General features: G+C 71.2%; 13 protein-coding genes. 9 read left to right on the top strand and 4 right to left on the bottom strand.

The genetic code is table 11. The annotated features are described in order from the left end of the window. Positions 1-40 precede the first annotated feature (40 nt). The 5 genes from B0I32_RS48345 to B0I32_RS48325 all read left to right on the top strand — a co-directional run bounded on the left by B0I32_RS48345 (position 41) and on the right by B0I32_RS48325 (position 7,274). On the top strand, positions 41-1,255 hold the full coding sequence (locus B0I32_RS48345; RefSeq protein WP_181308607.1) for an MFS transporter: 1,215 nt from the start codon (positions 41-43) through the stop codon (positions 1,253-1,255). Positions 1,256-1,406: 151 nt separating this feature from the next. Then, complete coding sequence (locus B0I32_RS48340; RefSeq protein ID WP_219912398.1) at positions 1,407-3,410, top strand: sialidase family protein; 2,004 nt, start codon at positions 1,407-1,409, stop codon at positions 3,408-3,410. Positions 3,411-3,788: 378 nt separating this feature from the next. Next, on the top strand, positions 3,789-4,490 hold the full coding sequence (locus tag B0I32_RS48335; RefSeq protein WP_106251285.1) for a FadR/GntR family transcriptional regulator: 702 nt from the start codon (positions 3,789-3,791) through the stop codon (positions 4,488-4,490). 137 nt (positions 4,491-4,627) lie between these two features. Further along, positions 4,628-5,410, top strand: a complete 783-nt coding sequence (locus B0I32_RS48330; protein WP_106251284.1) for an SDR family NAD(P)-dependent oxidoreductase — start codon at positions 4,628-4,630, stop codon at positions 5,408-5,410. A 169-nt stretch (positions 5,411-5,579) separates the two neighbouring features. Continuing rightward, a complete protein-coding gene (locus B0I32_RS48325; protein ID WP_146178578.1) occupies positions 5,580-7,274 on the top strand; it encodes a serine/threonine-protein kinase in 1,695 nt (564 codons plus the stop codon). Positions 7,275-7,346: 72 nt separating this feature from the next. On the opposite strand, the gene B0I32_RS48320 is transcribed toward B0I32_RS48325, so the two are convergent. The 4 genes from B0I32_RS48320 to B0I32_RS48305 are packed head-to-tail and all read right to left on the bottom strand — an operon-like array spanning position 7,347 to position 11,937. Then, positions 7,347-8,162, bottom strand: a complete 816-nt coding sequence (locus B0I32_RS48320) for a carbohydrate ABC transporter permease (RefSeq protein WP_106251281.1) — start codon at positions 8,160-8,162, stop codon at positions 7,347-7,349. After that, a complete protein-coding gene (locus tag B0I32_RS48315; RefSeq protein ID WP_106251279.1) occupies positions 8,155-9,033 on the bottom strand; it encodes a carbohydrate ABC transporter permease in 879 nt (292 codons plus the stop codon). Before B0I32_RS48315 ends, B0I32_RS48320 begins: the two co-directional genes overlap by 8 nt. 3 nt (positions 9,034-9,036) lie before the next feature. Continuing rightward, positions 9,037-10,281: an ABC transporter substrate-binding protein gene (locus tag B0I32_RS48310; protein WP_106251277.1), complete on the bottom strand. Its 1,245-nt coding sequence runs from the start codon at positions 10,279-10,281 to the stop codon at positions 9,037-9,039. A gap of 27 nt (positions 10,282-10,308) precedes the next feature. Continuing rightward, on the bottom strand, positions 10,309-11,937 hold the full coding sequence (locus B0I32_RS48305) for a beta-N-acetylhexosaminidase (protein WP_245956623.1): 1,629 nt from the start codon (positions 11,935-11,937) through the stop codon (positions 10,309-10,311). A gap of 214 nt (positions 11,938-12,151) precedes the next feature. Between B0I32_RS48305 and B0I32_RS48300 the strand changes: the two genes are divergently transcribed. The 4 genes from B0I32_RS48300 to B0I32_RS48285 all read left to right on the top strand — a co-directional run bounded on the left by B0I32_RS48300 (position 12,152) and on the right by B0I32_RS48285 (position 17,850). Next, positions 12,152-13,318, top strand: coding sequence for an ROK family transcriptional regulator (locus tag B0I32_RS48300; protein WP_106251274.1), 1,167 nt, complete (start codon positions 12,152-12,154; stop codon positions 13,316-13,318). 28 nt (positions 13,319-13,346) lie between these two features. Next, on the top strand, positions 13,347-15,155 hold the full coding sequence (locus tag B0I32_RS48295; RefSeq protein ID WP_106251272.1) for a discoidin domain-containing protein: 1,809 nt from the start codon (positions 13,347-13,349) through the stop codon (positions 15,153-15,155). A 160-nt stretch (positions 15,156-15,315) separates the two neighbouring features. After that, positions 15,316-16,986: an aa3-type cytochrome oxidase subunit I gene (ctaD, locus tag B0I32_RS48290; protein ID WP_106251271.1), complete on the top strand. Its 1,671-nt coding sequence runs from the start codon at positions 15,316-15,318 to the stop codon at positions 16,984-16,986. 117 nt (positions 16,987-17,103) lie between these two features. Continuing rightward, positions 17,104-17,850 (top strand): class I SAM-dependent methyltransferase, encoded by a 747-nt coding sequence (locus B0I32_RS48285; RefSeq protein WP_219912397.1) that lies wholly within the window; start codon positions 17,104-17,106, stop codon positions 17,848-17,850. The last annotated feature ends 10 nt before the right edge of the window (positions 17,851-17,860 follow it).

The following is a 17,860-nucleotide window of genomic DNA, read 5'->3' as shown; positions in this document are numbered from 1 at the left end:
GCAGGTCGCGGACGGTTCGGGCGAGCCGCTGGAGCGGTCTGTGGGTGGGATTCGGGACCTGCTCGGGGCGAATCGGGACTACCGGCGGCTGCTCTCGGCCGGGCTGATCTCGCAGACCGGCGACTGGGTCGTCAGCACCGGCCTGGCCTACCACGTCTACGTGCTCACCGGCTCCACCCTGTCCAGCGCCGCGATGCTGCTGGCGGGCCGGTTACCGGACGTCCTGCTCGGCTCGGCGGCCGGCGTGCTCGCCGACCGGTGGGACCGGCGCAGGCTGCTGGTGATCGCGGACGTGCTGCTCGCGCTCGGGCTGCTGCCGCTGCTGGCGGTACGCGAGCCGGGCCAGGCCTGGATCGTCTACGGCGTCGCCCTGTGGACGGGCGTGGTCAGCACGGTCCTGTTTCCCGCCCAGAAGGCCCTCGTGCCGCAGATCGTGTCGTCCACGCAGCTCCTCAGGGCCAACGCGCTGCAGGGGCAGACCGGCCAGGCCGCCCGGCTGCTGGGCGCGCTGGTGGGCGGGGCCGCGGTGGGCGCGGGCGGGCTGGCCGCCGTCGTCTGGATCGGCGTGGCCGGCTTCGTGGTCTCCGCGCTGCTGCTGTCCGGTCTGCGCGGGCCCGGCCGTGCTCCGGCCGCGACGACGACGATCGGCGGGCAGTGGGTGTCGGGGCTGCGGCTGGCCGGCTCCGACCGTGGGGTGCGCCTGCTGGTCACGTACATGGTGATCACAGGGCTGGGCGAGGGCGTCTTCGCGACGCTCGCGGCGCCTTTCGTGGCCGACGTGCTGGACGGGTCGGCGGACGCGTACGGGCTGTTCCTGTCGGCGCAGGCGGTCGGCGGGATCGCCGGCGGCCTGCTGATCGCCGCCCGCCTCGGCGACGTCACCCCTCGGGTGCTGTTCGGGTGGGGAACGGTCGTCTTCGGCCTGGCCGACCTGGCGCTTTTCACCTATCCGCTCATGACGCGGGAGTTGTGGCCCGCCTTCGCACTGATCGCCCTGGCCGGGCTGCCCGCCGCGGCGGCGATGGCGGGGCTGACCACGTATGCCCAGACGGTGACCGGCGGCGACCGGCTGGGCGCGGTCTTCGGGCTGCTCGCCAGCGCGCATGCCGCGACGTCACTGCTCGGGATGGCGCTGGCGGGCCTACTCGGGAACCGGCTCGGCATCGTCCCGATGCTCTGCCTGCACGCCGGCGGCCTGATCACGGCCGGCACGCTCGTCGTGGCGGCGACACGTCGTTCCTCCCGGCGACCCTGACCCACGTTCAGCAACGCGGCCGCCCTGCGCCGTCACCGGCCCTTAATGCCTTCGTCCCTCGTCAACATTCTCCGTTTGCCCTCTGTTTAACATCCAACGTTGGACGTAGGATGTCCCATCTCAGAGCTCCTCCTGGCGAAAGGGCGAAGACATGCACGAGGGGTATCCCCCGGAGGGCCGTACCGGGCGCTCATGGCGGTGCCGGGCGGGCGCCGTCACGATGCTCGCGGGCTTACTCACCGGCGCGTCCGTCGCGCCGGCGGCCGCGGCGCCGACGCCGGCCCCCGCGACGCCGACCGTGACGGCATCCACGACAACGCCGGCGACTACGCCATCGACGGCCACTGAGACGACACCGGCCGAGGCTCCCGAGACGGGTGCGCGTGGCGGCGGCGCGCCGTTCGCCGACGAGCAGGTCCTCTACCAGCAGGGCGACTTCGGGTACGCCTGCTTCAGGATCCCCGCCGTCGTACGGGCCGCGAACGGCATGGTCCTGGCCTTCGCCGAGGGACGGGTGAAGGACTGCGGCGACGACGAGGACATCGACCTGGTGCTGCGTCGCTCCGCCGACGGCGGGCGGACCTGGGGCCCGCTGCAGGTGGTCTCGGAGGGCAACGGGACGACCCACGGCAATCCGGTGCCGATCGTGGACCGGCGTACCGGGCGGGTCGTGCTGGTGAGCACCCACAACGGCGCGGAGCCGTGCCCGAACGGCTGCGACCGCGACCCCTGGGTCCAGTACAGCGACGACCACGGCGCGACCTGGTCGGCCGCCAGGGAGATGACCGAGGGCAAGCGCCCCGAGTGGAACTTCTGGTACGCCACCGGCCCGATGCACGGCATCCAGCTCGAACGCGGCCCGCACGCCGGCCGCCTGGTCGTCGGCGCCAGTTACGAGAGCTGGGACCGGGTCGGCGCGCACGCCTACGGCACGCACCTGCTCTACAGCGACGACAGCGGCGTGACGTGGCACATCGGCGCCGAGACGTCCTACGACGACGGCTCGATCATCGCCCAGGAGGTCACCGTCGTCGAGCTCAACGACGGACGGATCTACGCCTCGGGCCGGGAGCGCGGCACCGCCAAGGGCAACCGGGCGTACGCGATCAGCGGCGACGGCGGCGAGAGCTGGGACGGGCCGATCCGCACCATGCCGGCGCTGGCGACGACCGACGTGCAGGGTTCGCTGGCGCGCTTCAGTGACCGGCGCGTCCTGTTCTCCTCGCCCATGCACCCGGGCGCGAGGGAGGCGATGGGGATCCGGTCGTCCTACGACGAGGGCCGCCGCTTCGAGACGTGGGACGAGGGCAAGGTCTTCCACTGGGGGCCGTCGGCGTACTCGGACATGGTGCGGCTGGACGGCGACGAGGCGGCGCTGATGTACGAGGCCGGCGCGGTCACGCCGTACGAGCAGATCCGGTTCACCCGGTTCAACGAGGCGTACCTGGAGACGCCGAACGGCACCCCGCCCGGCATCCCCGGCCCGCCCGCGCCCGGCCCGACGACACCGGACGTTTCGCCGGCCCGCAACCCGGCCTACGTCCGCGGCGGCGCGCAGCCGGCCGAAGGGCGCTTCGGGAAGGGGCTCGCCCTCGACCGGGTGGACGATCGGGTGGAGGTGCCGTTCGACGACTCCATCGACCTCGGCGCGCAGGACTTCACGCTGACCACCTGGATCCGCTACGCGGAGACGGCCGGATCGCACGCGATCCTCTGGTTCCACCGGGTGGACCGGGGCACCAACCCGCCGGGGCTGTGGCTGCGGGCCGAGCCGGCCAGCAATCGCATCAGGGCGGTCCTGTCCGTGGACCGGTTCGACGTGACCGTGCAGTCGCCGGGCGCGTACAACGACGGGCAGTGGCACTTCGTCGCGCTCCAGCGGGCGAACGGCGAGCTCAGGCTCTCGGTGGACGGCGCACAGGTGTCGTCGGCGCCGGTGCCCGGCGGGTCGCTGACCCTCGGCAAGGAACTCGGGCTCGACGGGATCCACATCGGGCAGCGACTGGACGGCGCGGACCGATTCCGCGGCACGCTCGACGAGGTACGCGTCTACCGGCGCGCCCTCTCCGGCGCCGAGCTGGACCTGATCAGGCAGCGCAACCTGCCCATCGGCGGCCGGCTGGGCCTGCGGCTCCCGTTCGACACCGTCAACTGAGAACCAGCGCGAGCTGGGAAACGGCGGTAGCTGGGAAACGGCGGCGACAGACCGGCGGCATCGGCTGAGGAGCGACGTCAGCTGAGCGACACGAAGGCGACACGAAGGCGCTGGCGCCCGCGGAACCCGCGGGCGCCGCGCCTTCGCGGTCGTGAGCCGCCGCCCTCCCGCACTCGCACCGTCGCCGCGCCTTCGCACGACGATCGTCAGGCGACACCCGGCGGCCTGGACATCCCATGTCCGGTACGAGCGCGAACGGGCGGCGTTCCCCCGATGGCCCGCCCGTGTAGTCGGCGTAAACTCTTCCGCACCGCCTGGCCTTCCGGGACCTGGAGGTGGGATGTTCGACACAAGGTCTTGGACGAGCCTGGAGGCAGCATGCCCACGCGTGACGGCGCGTCGCTTCAGGAGCGCATCGTCGCCCTGATCCACGAACGCGGGCTGGCCCCCGGGTCCCCCATGCCCACCGAAGTGCAGCTGATGGACCTGCTCGGGGCGAGCCGCAACAGCGTCCGCGAGGCCGTGCGGGCGCTGCGCGCGCTGGGCATCGTCGAGATCCGCCACGGACATGGGACGTTCGTCGGGCACGCCTCGCTCGACGTCCTCACGCCGTCGCTCGCCTTCCAGGTGCGTTCGGGACCAGGCGGCGGGATCCAGGCGCTGCGCGACCTGGTCGAGGTCCGCGAACTGCTGGAGACCGGGCTGATCGGGCAGGTGGCCAAGAGCGCCAGCGTCACCCGGCTGGCCGCGCTGGACGCCCTGGTCAACGGCATGGACAGGGACCGGGAGGCGGACCGGGCGTTCCACGCGCTGCTGTACGAGTCGAGCGGCAACGAGCTGGTGCTGCAGCTGATCGGCCTGTTCTGGGACGTCTACCACGAGGTCGAGCCGACGCTGGACCCGCCGGAGGAGCGGACCGCGGAGATCGTCGCGAACCACCGCAGGATCGTGGCGGCGCTGCGCGCCCGGGACGCCGAGGCCGCCAGGGAGGCGATGCGGCTGCACTTCCGCGATGTCAAGGCCCGCATCGCACGGGCGAAGACCGGGACCGAGGAACCGGCGGACAGCCCTTGCCGCTGAGATCCGGGCGCCATCGGTGCGGGCCAGCGGGCTGGACCCGGCGACGGCCCTACGCCACCCGGCCGGGTGGGCGACACGCTGAGCCAGGTACTGTCTGTGCCTGCATCCGCCCTGGTCCCCGGGCTGACACTGTCTCTATGACGACAAACACTCAGCTCGCACCCATCGGCCTGCTCACCGGCAAGGTGGTGTTCATCACCGGCGCCAGCCGCGGCATCGGTGCCGCGGCGGCCCGGCTCTTCGCCGCCGAGGGCGCCGCGGTCGTGCTCGCCGCCCGCGGCGAAGACGCACTTCGGGCGATCGTCGACGACATCCGCGCGAAGGGAGGTGTCGCCGACGCCGTCCCGCTCGACCTGGCCGACCGCGAGAGCGTCCGCGCGGCGGTCGCGCGCGTGGAGGAGCTGCACGGACGGCTCGACGGCGCGTTCAACAACGGGGCCGCGATCCAGCAGCCGGGACCGCTGGACACGACCAGCGAGGACGACATCGACGAGCAGTTCGCGGTCAACTTCCGCGCCCACTGGACCGCCATGAACGCCGAGGCCGCCCTCATGCGGCGGAGCGGTGGCGGGGCGATCGTGAACACCTCCAGCATCGGCAGCCGCCGCGCGAACCCGGCCCTGCCCGCGTACGGGGCGATGAAGCGCGCGCTCAACAGCATCACCGAGACCGCCGCGGTGACCTGGGGGCCTGACGGCATCCGGGTCAACGGCATCACGCCGGGCGGCACCGCCACGGAGATGATCGACACGTGGGAGGCGGCGACTCCCGGCGTCATCGACCGGGTGACGTCCTCGATCCCGCTCGGACGCATGGCCGAGCCTCGCGAGATCGCCGAGGCGGCCGCGTGGCTGCTCAGCGACCGCGCCTCGATGGTGACCGGGGCCATCCTCCCGGTGGACGGCGGCGCCGGCGCCTGAGAACGGGCGGCTCGGGCGGAAAGGCCGGCATTCGGGGGACGATGCCGGCGTTCGGGGGCTGTGCGCGGAAAGTGGACCTTCAGGGGCGGTACGCGGAAGGTCGGCGTTCGGGGCCGGTGGGCGGGTCGTACGGGATAGCCTGGGGCGTGATCGTTTCGAGGTGGCGGGGGTGCCGGTGACGGGCTCCCGGGTGTTGGGCGTGGACGGCCAGGGGCGTATCGGCGAGCATCAGGTCGAACGGCTCCTCGGCGAGGGCGGTCAGGGCGCGGTCTACCTGGCCAGATCGCCCGTCGGCGGGCACGTCGCGATCAAGGTGCTGCACGAGCGGCTCGCCGGCGATCCGGAGGTCCGGCGCCGGTTCCTGCGCGAGGCGGAGGTCGCCGCCAGCGTCGCGCCGTTCTGCACGGCGCGGGTGATGGGCACCGGGATGCTGGGCGAGCGGCCGTACATCGTCAGCGAGTACGTTCAGGGCCCGTCGCTCGACGAGCTGGTCAAGCGGGACGGGCCGCGCGTCGGCGGCGGGCTGGACCGGCTGGCGATCAGTACGCTGACCGCCCTCGCCTCGATCCATCGCGCCGGGATCGTGCACCGCGACTTCAAGCCGGCCAACGTGATCCTCGGCCCCGAGGGACCGGTCGTGATCGACTTCGGCATCGCCAGGACCCTCGACACCATGACCACCACCAACCACGTGGCCGGGACGCCCGCGTACATGTCGCCCGAGCAGCTCGGCGACCGGCCGCTCACGCTCGCCTCGGACATGTTCTCGTGGGCCGCCACGATGGTGTTCGCGGCGACCGGGCGCAGGGCCTTCACCGGCTCGAACGTGCCCGCGGTGATGCATTCCGTCCTGCACGGCCCGCCCGATCTGTCCGGGGTGCCCGAGCCGCTGCGCACGATGGTGGCCGCCTGCCTGGCCAAGGACCCGGCCGACCGCCCCGCCGCCGACCACCTGCTGCGCAACCTCACCGCCGGCGACGTACGCGCCGCCGCCGCGTCCCCGGAGACCGCGTCTCCGAGCAGTGCGCACCTCGGCACCGAGCACACACTTGTGGAGGGCATGCGGCCGCCGGCCGCGTCCGCCGTCCCCACCGCGCCCGCGGGCCTCGACGGGGCGAAGGCGCGGCGCGAGCGTTCGCGCCGGTTGCCGCTCGCGGCCGCGGCCGTGGCGGTGGCGCTGGCCGTGACGGCGGGCGTGCTGCTCGTGCCCTCCTGGACGGCCGCCAACCAGGGCGAAGGAAAGAAGGCCGCCCCGCTGGTGATCGGCGGCAGAACGTACGCGACGGTCGACGTGACCGACGGCTTCGACACCGCCCAGACCGGCTACGACCGCTACCAGCCCTTCGGCACCGAGGCGCTGCCGGTGATCAAGGCGGCGGGCGGCAGGCTCAGCGGCACGAGCCAGGGCCCGTTCTTCGGCTGGTTCGCCCTGCCGGGGGCGCCGTCCTCCGGCGACACGGTCAGCCTGGTCACCCTGGGCGCGATGGCGGGCACCGGCGAGCCCGAGGACAGCGTCTTCGTCGGCCGGGTGAAGGACGCGGGCACGTACGTCGGCGCCTGGTACAACAACACCCGCAAGGAGAGCGGCATCGACGTGCGGATGGGTGGCGAGTTCCGGCACGGGAGCAACAGCGCCGACCTGTCGCTCGTGCCCGGTGACCGCCTGGCCCTGGTGCTGTCGGGCGGCAGCACGATCACCTCGTACGCCGAGACCGGCGGCACCTGGCGGAAGCTGAACACCGTCTCCGTGGACCTGCCGGGCACGGCGGAGGAGCGGGCGCGCTGGCGTCACGGCTTCGCCCTGCGCGGCACGACCGGCACCATCACCCTGGACGCCGCCGAGGGACGCACCGCCGCCGGCTGACCCGGCGGACCGGCGGCGACCGACCGGCAGCGGATGGCCGGCGGATGGCCGACGCCGGCGCGCGGGCCGGGGTCAGCCCTTCGAGCCGGTGAAGGCGATGCCGGCGACGAGATGCCGTTGCAGGACCACGAACAGCGCGATCACGGGCAGGGAGGCCACGACGGATCCGGCGAAGAGGATCGGGAAGTTGGTCTGGAACTGCCCCCGCAGCGAGGCGAGCCCGGCCGACAACGTCATCATCTCGGGGTCGGTGTTGACCACCAGCGGCCACAGCAGGCTGCTCCACGACCACATGACGGTCAGCAGGCCCAGCGCCAGCAGGCCCGGCCGGACCAGGGGCAGCATGATGTGCCAGTAGATCTGCAGCGGGTTGGCCCCGTCGAGGCGCGCGGCCTCGTCCAGTTCCCTGGGCAGGCTGAGGAAGAACTGCCGGAGCAGGAACGTGCCGAAGGCTCCGAAGACGCCCGGCGCGATCAGCGCCTGGAGGGTGTCGAGCCAGCCGAGCTCCTGCATGATCTCGTAGCGGGGGATGATGAACAGTTCTCCTGGCACCATGAGCACGGCCAGGAACAGCAGGAAGACGGCGCCCCGGCCGGGGAAGCGCAGCCGGGCGAAGGCGTAGGCGGCCAGCGAGCAGAGCAGCAGCTGTCCGGCGGTGACGGCCGCGCTGACCGCGACGGTGTTGAGGAACTGCCTGGCCAGCGGCACCGAGCGGAAGGCGTCGGCGAAGTTCGACCACTGCCAGGAGGGCGTGAACTTCGGCGGCACGCGCAGCGACTCGGGCAGGGTCTGCAGCGACACCACGACCTGCCAGGCGAAGGGCGCGAGCATGAGCAGCGCGCCCGCGGCCAGCAGCACGTGGGCCGGCCAGGTTCTGGGCCTATTCATGGTGCACCCACCTCTTCTGCAGCCTGAACTGGATCGCGGTCAGCACGAGGATCAGCCCGAGCAGCAGGACGGCGATCGCCGCGGCGAGCCCGCGCTGGTTGTACACGAAGCCTTTCTCGAAGAACAGGTAGACGATCGTGCGGCTGCCGCTCAGCGCCGGGCTCTTCAGGTCGATTATGAGGAAGACCAGGTCGAAGACCTGCAAGGCGTTGATCATGGTGATCACGATGACGAAGAAGGTGGTCGGTGTGAGCAGCGGGAGCGTGATGTGGAAGAACTGCCGCAGCCGTCCGGCGCCGTCGATCGAGGCCGCCTCGTAGTAGGGGCGCGGGATGCCCTGCAGTCCCGCCAGGAACAGCACGGCGTTGTAGCCGACGGTGCTCCAGACGCCGACGACGGCGATCGCGTAGATGGCGAAGTCGGGGTCGCCCACCCAGTAGGGCCCGTCGATCCCCACCTCGCTCAGCAGGTAGTTGATCGCGCCGAAGTCGCCGTTGAAAAGGTAGCGCCAGGTCAGGCCCACGGCGGCGGGCATGGTGACGACCGGCAGGAAGTACAGGGTCCGGTAGAGACCCAGGCCCCGCAGTCCCGGCACGTTGAGCAGGGCCGCGATCACGATGGCCAGCGGAACTCCCGCCAGCACCAGCACCGCGTACAGCAGAGTGTTACCGAGCGCGCCGAGCGTCTCCTCATCGCCGAGCAGTTCGGTGAAGTTGGCCGTCCCCACCCAGGTGTGGCCGCCGAAGACGCCGGACTCGGTGAAGCTGAGATAGATCGTCTGAACGATGGGCCACAGGTAGAAGACGGCCAGGCCCAGCGCCATGGGGGCGATGAGCAGGTAACCCCATGCCCACTCGCGCGTGGAGTGCATCCGTTACTCCTCGGCCAGGATCTCGTTCATCCGCGTCGCGATCTCCTTGGCGACGTCGGCGACCGGCCGCTTGCCCGACCAGGCGTCGGCGAGCAGCTTGTTCTGGACGTCCTGCCACCGCGCGGTGTTGAGCGTGGCCGGGTAGGGCACGCCGTGCGGCATGGAGGCGTCGTAGGTCTCCTTCAGGTGGAAGGAGGGAAACGCCGCGAACCAGCCGTCCTGTGTCCCGGGGCGGACCGACAGGGCGCCGCCCCCGCTGTCGCTGAGGATCTTCTGGGCCTGATCGGAGGAGACGAATTCGGCGAAGGCCGCCGCCTCGCGCGGGTGCTCGCTCTTGGCCGAGACGGAGTTGGCCAGGCCGAGCAGGATGACGGCCTCTCGTGCGGGGCCCTTGGGCAGCGGGGCCACGTCGACCCGCGCGCGCATCTCGGGGTCGGCCCAGTAGGTGGAGGCGAACCAGACGCCGCCGTAGTACATGCCGTACTTGCCGGACTGGAAGAGCTGAATGGGGTCGGTGTCGGTGTAGACCTCGGCGACGGGGGCGAGCTTGTCCTCGATCAGGCCGGTCCAGAACTCCAGGCCCTGGATGGAGGCGGGGTCGTCGAAGCCGCTCTTCCCGCCGTCCGGCGAGAGCACGTGGCCGCCGGCCTGGATCATCGTGTTGTAGAAGCCGCCCTGGTCCCACATCGGGGCCAGGATGCCGAACTGCTGTTTCGCCGGGTCGGTCAGTTTCTTGGCCGCGGCTTTGACGTCGTCCCAGGTCCAGTCCGCGGTCGGGTACGCCACACCGGCCGCGTCGAAGATCTTCTTGTCGTACCAGAGGGCCGGGATGCTCACGTTGTGCGGCAGCGCGTACAGCTTGCCGTCGTGGCGGTAGCCGTTCACGACCGCCTCGGGCAGGCCCGCCGCCTTGGACCCGTCGAGCGGGGCGATGACGCCGCCGTCGGCGTACAGGCGGACGTTGAGGCTGTTCATCCAGAAGACGTCGGGGGCGGCGCCGCCTGAGGCGGCCGTCTGGAGCTTGGTCCAGTACTGTTCCCACGGAGTGATCTCCAGCTTGACCGTCACCTTCGGGTTGGCCTGCTGGAAGGCGGCGATGATCTTCTCGGCGGCGGCCTGGTCGTTCTTGTCCCAGATGGCGTAGCTGATGGTGGCCTTGCCGTCGGCGGCCGGTTCCGCTGAGGCGCCGCAACCGGCCGTGAGCACGGTCAGGCCGAGCAGTCCGGCCAGGGGGAGGCGAAAACGCATGGGGTTCTCCAGGTTGGGGGGGGTGGGTCAGGAGCGCAGGTTCGCGGTCCAGGCGGCGAGCTTGCCGTCGATCTCCGCCCTGGTCCGGGGGTGGCCGGGGGCGTCGGGACGTCGCTGCCAGGGATGCGGGCCGGCGGCCGGGCGATATTCCACGCCCAGCGCGTCGAGCCGCTTCTCGTGCACGGCGAGCCGGGCGAGGAAGTCCTCGAAGTCACGCTCGCCGCTCCAGACCGCCTCGGCGAAGGCGGCCAGGCGGGGGAAGGCCATGTAGTCGAGCAGGCGGGGCGAGTCGATGTGCTCGGTCCACAACGCCGCCTGGGCGCCGAGGATCCGGTCGCGCTCCGCGCCGGTGAGGCCGGCGGGGAACGGGTCGAAGGCGTGCACCGCCCGGAGGGACGTCACGCTGCCGATGGGCACCGGCTCCTGCTCGCCCTCGGCCTGGCGGAAGTCCAGGTAGGTCTCGGTGAAGGGCTGGACGACCACGTCGTGGCCGGCTCGCGCGGCCATTGCCGCGCAGGTGTCGCCGCGCCAGGCGGCCACGGTGACTCCCGGCGGCAGGCCACCTTCCATGAGCTCGTCCCAGCCGAGCGGCTTGCGTCCCCTGGTCAGCAGGAAGTCGGTGAAGTGCCGCATCAGCCAGGTCTGCAGCTCGTCGGCGTCGCGCAGGCCCAGTTCGCGGATGCGTTCCTTGGCGGGGACGCTCTCGTTCCACTGGGTCTTGGGGACCTCGTCGCCGCCGACGCACACGTACCGGCCGGGGAAGAGCTCCAGGACCTCCTCCAGGACGTCGGTGAAGAAGGCGATCGTGCTGTCGGCGACGTTGAGCACGTTCTCGCCGACGCCCCATTCGGTACGCACGTCCAGCGGGGTCTCGAGATTGCCGAGCTCCGGGTAGGCGGCGATGGCGGCCTGGGTGTGGCCCGGCAGGTCGATCTCCGGGACGATCGTGACGAACCGGTCGGCGGCGTAGGAGACGATCTCCCGGATGTCGTCCTGGCTGTAGTGGCCGCCGTGCGGGCGCCCGTCGGAACGGCGGTTCCGCGCGGCTCCCAGCGGCGACTCGCGCCGCCAGGAGCCGACCTCCGTCAGCCTGGGGTACTTCCTGATCTCCAGCCGCCAGCCCTGGTCGTCGGTCAGGTGCAGGTGCAGGACGTTGAGCTTGTGCGCGGCCAGCAGGTCGATGTAGCGCAGGAGGTCGTTCTTGGGCAGGAAGTGGCGGGCCACGTCGATGAGACAGCCGCGCCAGCCGTGGCGGGGGGCGTCGGCGATCGTGGCGGCGGGGAGAGTCCATGTCCGGGTCCCCGTGCGTCCTTTGCGGAACGCGGCGGGGCCGAGGAACTGCCGCAGCGTCTGCGCCCCGTAGAAGGCGCCCGCCGCGGCCGTGGCCTCGACGAGCACAGACTCCGCCGTGATCGTGAACCGGTACTCCTCCGGCCCCAGCCCACCGGTCAGGCGGAACTCGATCCCGCCCGGCCCTTCGGGCAACGGCAGGCCGGTGGCCGGCTGAAGAGTCTCGCGCAGCCAGGCCGCGGCCCTGGCCAGCGGCGGATCGGCGGTCAGCGGGGTCGCGGCGGTCATGGTGAAGCGGCCCTCGGCCGGGGTGAGGCGGGACGGGGCGGGGATCGCCGCCAAGGGACGTGCCGGATTCGTCGTCACCGAGTGTGCACCGTCCGGATCTCGCGGGCCCGCTCGGCGGCCCCATCGGCGACGGTTGTGGTCATGGTCATTCCGCTCCCCGACTTATGGTGGAGTCCATAGATAGTCACGGATCAGCTCTTGCAGTCAAGACCCTTCGTACCGGATGATCCAGCTAGCGGAATCGCTTCGGATCGAAGATAATGCGGAGACCGACATTAGTAAGGAGCGACCTGTGCAGGTCAGCGGCGGTGACCTTCAGCGGCTGCGTCAGCTGAACTCGCTGGGCAGCATCCGCGCCCTGCGTGAGGCTTCCGGCCCGCTCACAGTGAGCGAGCTCGCGGCGCGCACCGGGCTGTCACGCAACTCCGTCATCGACGTCATCACCGGCCTGCACGAATGCGGCTGGATCGCCGAAGTGGAGCCCGCTCCCGGCGGGATGGGCCGGCCCGCCAAGCGCTACCGCTTCCGCGCCGACGCCGGTCACGTGCTCGGCATCGACATAGGAGTGCACAAGGTCCTCGCCGTGATCACCGACCTGGCCGGCCGGACCGTCTCCAGCGGCCGGGTCGCGGTCGACCCGCACGCCGCCCGGCCCGAGCGCCTGGAGGCGGTGTGGCGGGCCGTCGACGCCGCGCTCGTCGCCTCGGGCCTGAGCGGGACCGACCTGTGGGGCGTCGCCGTCGGCAGCATCGGCGTCGTCAACCGGGAGGGCACGGTCACCCGCGTCGAATCCCTGCCCGACTGGCCAGGGGTCGACCTGGCCGGCCACCTCGGGCAGCGGCTGTCCTGCCCGATCACGGTCGAGAACGACAGCAAGCTGGCCGCTCTCGCCGAGCAGCGGCTGGGCGTCGCGGCGGGCGTCAGCGACCTGGTCTACCTGCACGCCGGCCGCCGGTCCGGGGCCGCGCTCATCCTCGGCGGCCGCCTGCACCACGGCTTCGGCGGCGCCACCGGCGAGGTCGGCCTCATGGAGATGACCGGCTGGCGCACCATGGCCACAGACCTGGAGAACTCTCCCGCCGCCCGGGACGCCCCGCCCGAGGACGCCGCCAGGGTGGTCTTCACGGCCGCCCGCGCCGGCGATCCCGCCGCCCTGGCGGCCGTCGACGCCTACGCCCACCATCTCGCGCTCGGCACGGCCGCCATGGTCCTGACTCTGGACCCCGAACTGGTCGTCCTCGGCGGCGGTTTCTCCCGCTCGGCCGATGTCCTGCTGCCCGCCCTCCGGCGCGCCCTCGAACCCCACTGCCTGCGCGTCCCCGACATCCGGCCCTCGACGCTGGGCGAGGAATGCGCCGCACTCGGCGCGGCCTGCCTGGCGCTGACCCACGTGGACGAGCACTTCTTCTCGCCCGACGGTTCGATCTCCCGCCCCTCGGCGCCCCGACGCCTCGTCTGACACACCCCCCTCGCAGAAAGAGACGCCCATGCGCGGATCAGCCGTCCCTCCCCTGGCCGCCGCGGTTCTGGCCCTGACCGGCCTGCTCGCCCCGGTCTCCGCCGCCGCGGACCCCATCGCCTATCGCCCGCCCGTTCCCAGGCCCGCCGCGTACCAGCTGGACTGCGACGGCGACGGGCCGGGCAGCACCTGCACGGTGCTCGCCACCGGCAGGCCGAGCCCGGGCCACGTGGAGGAGTTCGCCATCACCGTCAGGAGCGGCGAGCAGGTGTGGGCCCGCGACACCCTCTACAGCCGGGACGGGCACGCGCGCAGCCGCCCGTTCGTGCTGCCCGAGCAGGACGTGACGGTCAGGGCGCTGGTGACCTCGCTGCCCGAGAGGCGTGCGGGCACGCCGCTGCGGCTGATGTCGTGGAACCTCTTCGTCGGCGGCACGATCAACGGCCAGGAGAAGACGGGCGAGAACCTCAGGCAGATGATCGAGTACCTCAACGACGTCGATCCCGACGTCCTGTTCGTCATCGAGGGCTACGGCTCGGGGCAGAAGATCCTCGACGGCCTGAACGCCGGGCGGCCGGCGGATGACCGGTTCACCGGCGTGCGGCTCACCAGGCCGGAGGACTACAGCGCCAACGGCGACAACCTGTGGCTCTACACGAAGCTCAAGGTCGAGAAGGTCTATCCGCGCTACGCCGACGCGGACATCTCCTCGTTCAACCTCGGCGGTGCCCGGCTGGGCCTGCCGGACGGCCGGCATGTCCACGCCTTCAGCATGTGGACCTGGCACGAGATCTCCGCCAACTGGGACGTGCACGAGGCGGCCGTGCAGAACCTCTACGGCCGGCCGCGGACGAAGACCGACGCCCAGCTCCTCGACGACGACCGCTTCCGTCGCGTCGCCATGGGCAGAGCCATCCTCGACAAGGCCCTGCCGTCCTTCATCGGCGACGACGACGCACCCGTGCTCATGGGTGGCGACCTCAACGCCTGGCCGTACCTGGACTGGACCGAGCAGTTCAGGAACGCGCGCGGGCACGCGGGGATGGTGCTGCCGTGGCCGCTGACCAAGATGTACGCCGACGCCGGCTTCGTCGACACCTTCCGCCACGCCAACCCCGACGCCGGACGGTATCCGGGCCGCACGTGGAGCTCGCTCAGCGGTTACCGCTCCGCGCCGGCCCGCATCGACTACATCTTCGCCCGCGGCGCCGTCCGCGTCCTCGGCTCCCGCATCGACGACCGCCGCCTGCCCGCCCACCAGGGCAGCGCCCTCGACCAGACCTACCCGTTCTACTCCGACCACAGCTCGGTCGTCACCGACGTGGTGATCCGCGGCAACGGAACGGGGCCCGACCGTCCGGTGGTCAGCGAGGAGCCCGAGCACGCCCCCGGCGTCTGGCCCGCCACCCCGGCCGGAACCCGGATCCCGCCGGCCGAGCTGAGCGCGACGGCGACCACCTTCAAGCCCGGTGCCGGCGAACCGTCCAGGGCGGTCGACGGCGACGTCACGACCGACTACCACTCCGACCATCCCGAGATCGCGCCGCAGCCGCACTTCGTCACGGTCGACCTCGGGCGGGTCAGGAAGCTGTCCGCGGTCCGGTTCCAGCCCAAGCTGGGCTACGACATGAACGGCACCGTGCTCAAGGGCGTGGTGCAGGTGAGTGACGACGGGACGACCTTCAGGGATGTCGAGCGGGTGGAGTGGCCGCGCATGACGGCGCCGAACGACGTCGACATGAAGGGCGTCCCGGCCAGGTACGTGCGGCTGCGCGTGGACTACGGCATGGGCGGCGCCTCCTCGCTCGCCGAGATCATCCCGTACGAGAAGTCCTGACGATGCCCGACGCCGGTCCCCGCGGCGGCCGGGCGCCATGCGGCATATGCCCAGGTGCAAGAGGGTAAGGAGATCTCAGACTTCCGGTCGGCACCGCCGGCGCCGTCCGCCCGCTTCCCCCGAAGGCCAGTTGTCGTCGTGCCAGAGGGGACCCGTTCGGATGACCGTACAGAAGCAGCGTGCGGACGTGCCGCCGCCCAGCCCGCCAGCGCGGCCGGAGCGCGCGGGCCGGCTGATCGTCAGCTGGCTGACGTCGACCGACCACAAGGTGATCGGCTACCTGTACCTGATCACCTCCTACTGTTTCTTCACGCTGGCCGGCCTGATGGCCCTGGTGATCCGCAGCGAGCTGGCCCATCCCGGTCTGGCGCTGGTGAGCAACGAGCAGTACAACCAGTTGTTCACCATGCACGGCACGATCATGATGCTGCTGTTCGCCACCCCGTTGTTCGCGGGGTTCGCCAACGTGGTGATGCCGCTGCAGATCGGCTCGCCGGACGTGGCCTTTCCCCGGCTCAACGCGGTCAGCTACTGGTTGTTCCTGTTCGGCGGGCTGATGGTGGTCACCGGGTTCGTCAGCTCCGCCGGGGCGGCCAGTTTCGGCTGGACCGGTTACACGCCGCTGTCGCACGCGACCTTCTCGCCCGGCGTCGGAGGGGACCTGTGGATCATGGGGCTGGCGCTGTCGGGCCTGGGCACGATCCTCGGCTCGGTCAACTTCGTCACCACGATCATCTGCATGCGGGCGCCGGGCATGACCATGTTCCGGATGTCGATCTTCACCTGGAACGTGCTGCTGACCAGCGTGCTCGTGCTGATGGCGTTCCCGGTGCTGGCGGCGGCGCTGCTGGCACTGGAGGCCGACCGCAAGCTCGGCACGCACATCTACGACCCCGAGAACGGCGGGGCGATGTTGTGGCAGCACCTGTTCTGGTTCTTCGGCCATCCTGAGGTGTACATCATCGCGCTGCCGTTCTTCGGCATCGTCACCGAGGTCATCCCGGTCTTCAGCCGCAAACCGGTCTTCGGCTACATCGGGCTGGTCGGGGCCACCATCGCCATCGCCGGGCTGTCGATGACGGTGTGGGCGCACCACCTGTTCGCCACCGGGCAGGTGCTGCTGCCCTTCTTCTCGTTCATGACGTTCCTCATCGCGGTGCCGACCGGGGTGAAGTTCTTCAACTGGATCGGCACGATGTGGCGCGGGCATCTGACGTTCCAGACGCCGATGATGTTCGCGATCGGGTTTCTCGTCACCTTCCTGCTCGGCGGGCTGACCGGCGTCATTCTCGGTTCGCCGCCGCTGGACTTCCACCTGCACGACTCGTACTTCGTCGTCGCGCATTTCCATTACGTGGTCTTCGGCACGGTGGTGTTCGCGATGTTCTCCGGATTCTATTTCTGGTGGCCGAAGATGACCGGCAAGATGCTGAACGACACCATCGGCCAGTGGCATTTCTGGCTGCTGTTCATCGGGTTCCACACCACGTTCCTGATCCAGCACTGGATCGGCGCGCTCGGCATGCCGCGCCGCTACGCCGACTACAGCCCCGCCGACGGCTTCACCCTGCTCAACCAGATCTCGTCCGTCGGGGCGTTCATCCTGGGCGCCTCGACGCTGCCGTTCCTCTACAACGTCTGGTACACGTGGCGTCACGGGAAGAAGGTCACCATCGACGACCCCTGGGGCTTCAGCAATTCCCTGGAATGGGCCACCTCGTGCCCGCCGCCCCGGCACAACTTCACCAGCATGCCGCGCATCCGTTCGGAACGGCCCGCCTTCGACATCCACTATCCGCACAGCAGGGCCGGCGCCGCCGAACTGGACTGAGCACGAGGACGCTCGCCCGGTGCCGATCAATGTGGTGGAATGGCGCTCGGAACGACCTCTCGCACGGCACGGGGCGGCGCGACGACGGCGTCGGTGCCGGCCGGAAAGGCAGCGTCCATGTCCAGCGCGCAGTTGTACGACACCATCGGAGCCTCCTACACCGTCACCCGGCGTACCGAACCGCGCATCGCGGCGCAGATCGAGGCCGCGCTCGGCGACGCCAGGACCGTGCTGAACGTCGGGGCCGGCACCGGCTCCTACGAGCCTTCCGACCGTTACGTCCTCGCGGTCGAACCGTCGGCGCTCATGCGCTCGCAGCGCCGCCCCGGCGCGGCGCCCTGCCTGATCGGGTCGGCCGAGCGGCTGCCGTTCGACGACGGGTCCTTCGACGCCGCGATGTCCGTCGCCTCCATCCACCACTGGCCCGACCCGATCGCGGGCCTGCGCGAACTGCGCCGGGTCGCCCGCCGGGTGGTGGTGTTCACGCACGACACCACCGAGGCCGGCTGGCTGCACCGGTTCTGGCTCACCCGCGACTACCTGCCCGAGGTCGGGGACCTGGTGTCCGGCCGGCCCTCGATCACCGAACTGGCCGACGCGATCGGCGCCAGGACGGAGCCGGTGCCCATCCCGTGGGACTGCGCCGACGGCTTCTTCGAGGCCTACTGGCGCCGGCCGGAGGCGTACCTGGACGAGCAGGTCCGCCGCGGAACCTCGGTCTGGACCAAGGTCGGGCCGCAGGCCGAACAGCGCGCGGTGCACGCCCTCCGCACCGACCTCGCCTCAGGCCGCTGGGCCGCCCGCAACGCCGACCTCACCGACCTCGACACGGCCGAACTCGGCCTCCGCCTCCTGATCGCCTGACGGGGCTGCG

This window comes from Nonomuraea fuscirosea, assembly GCF_003001935.1.
Classification (GTDB): Bacteria; Actinomycetota; Actinomycetes; order Streptosporangiales; family Streptosporangiaceae; genus Nonomuraea; species Nonomuraea fuscirosea.
The sequence above is the reverse complement of the archived record's forward strand: the minus strand, read 5'-3'. Positions and strand labels throughout refer to the sequence as shown.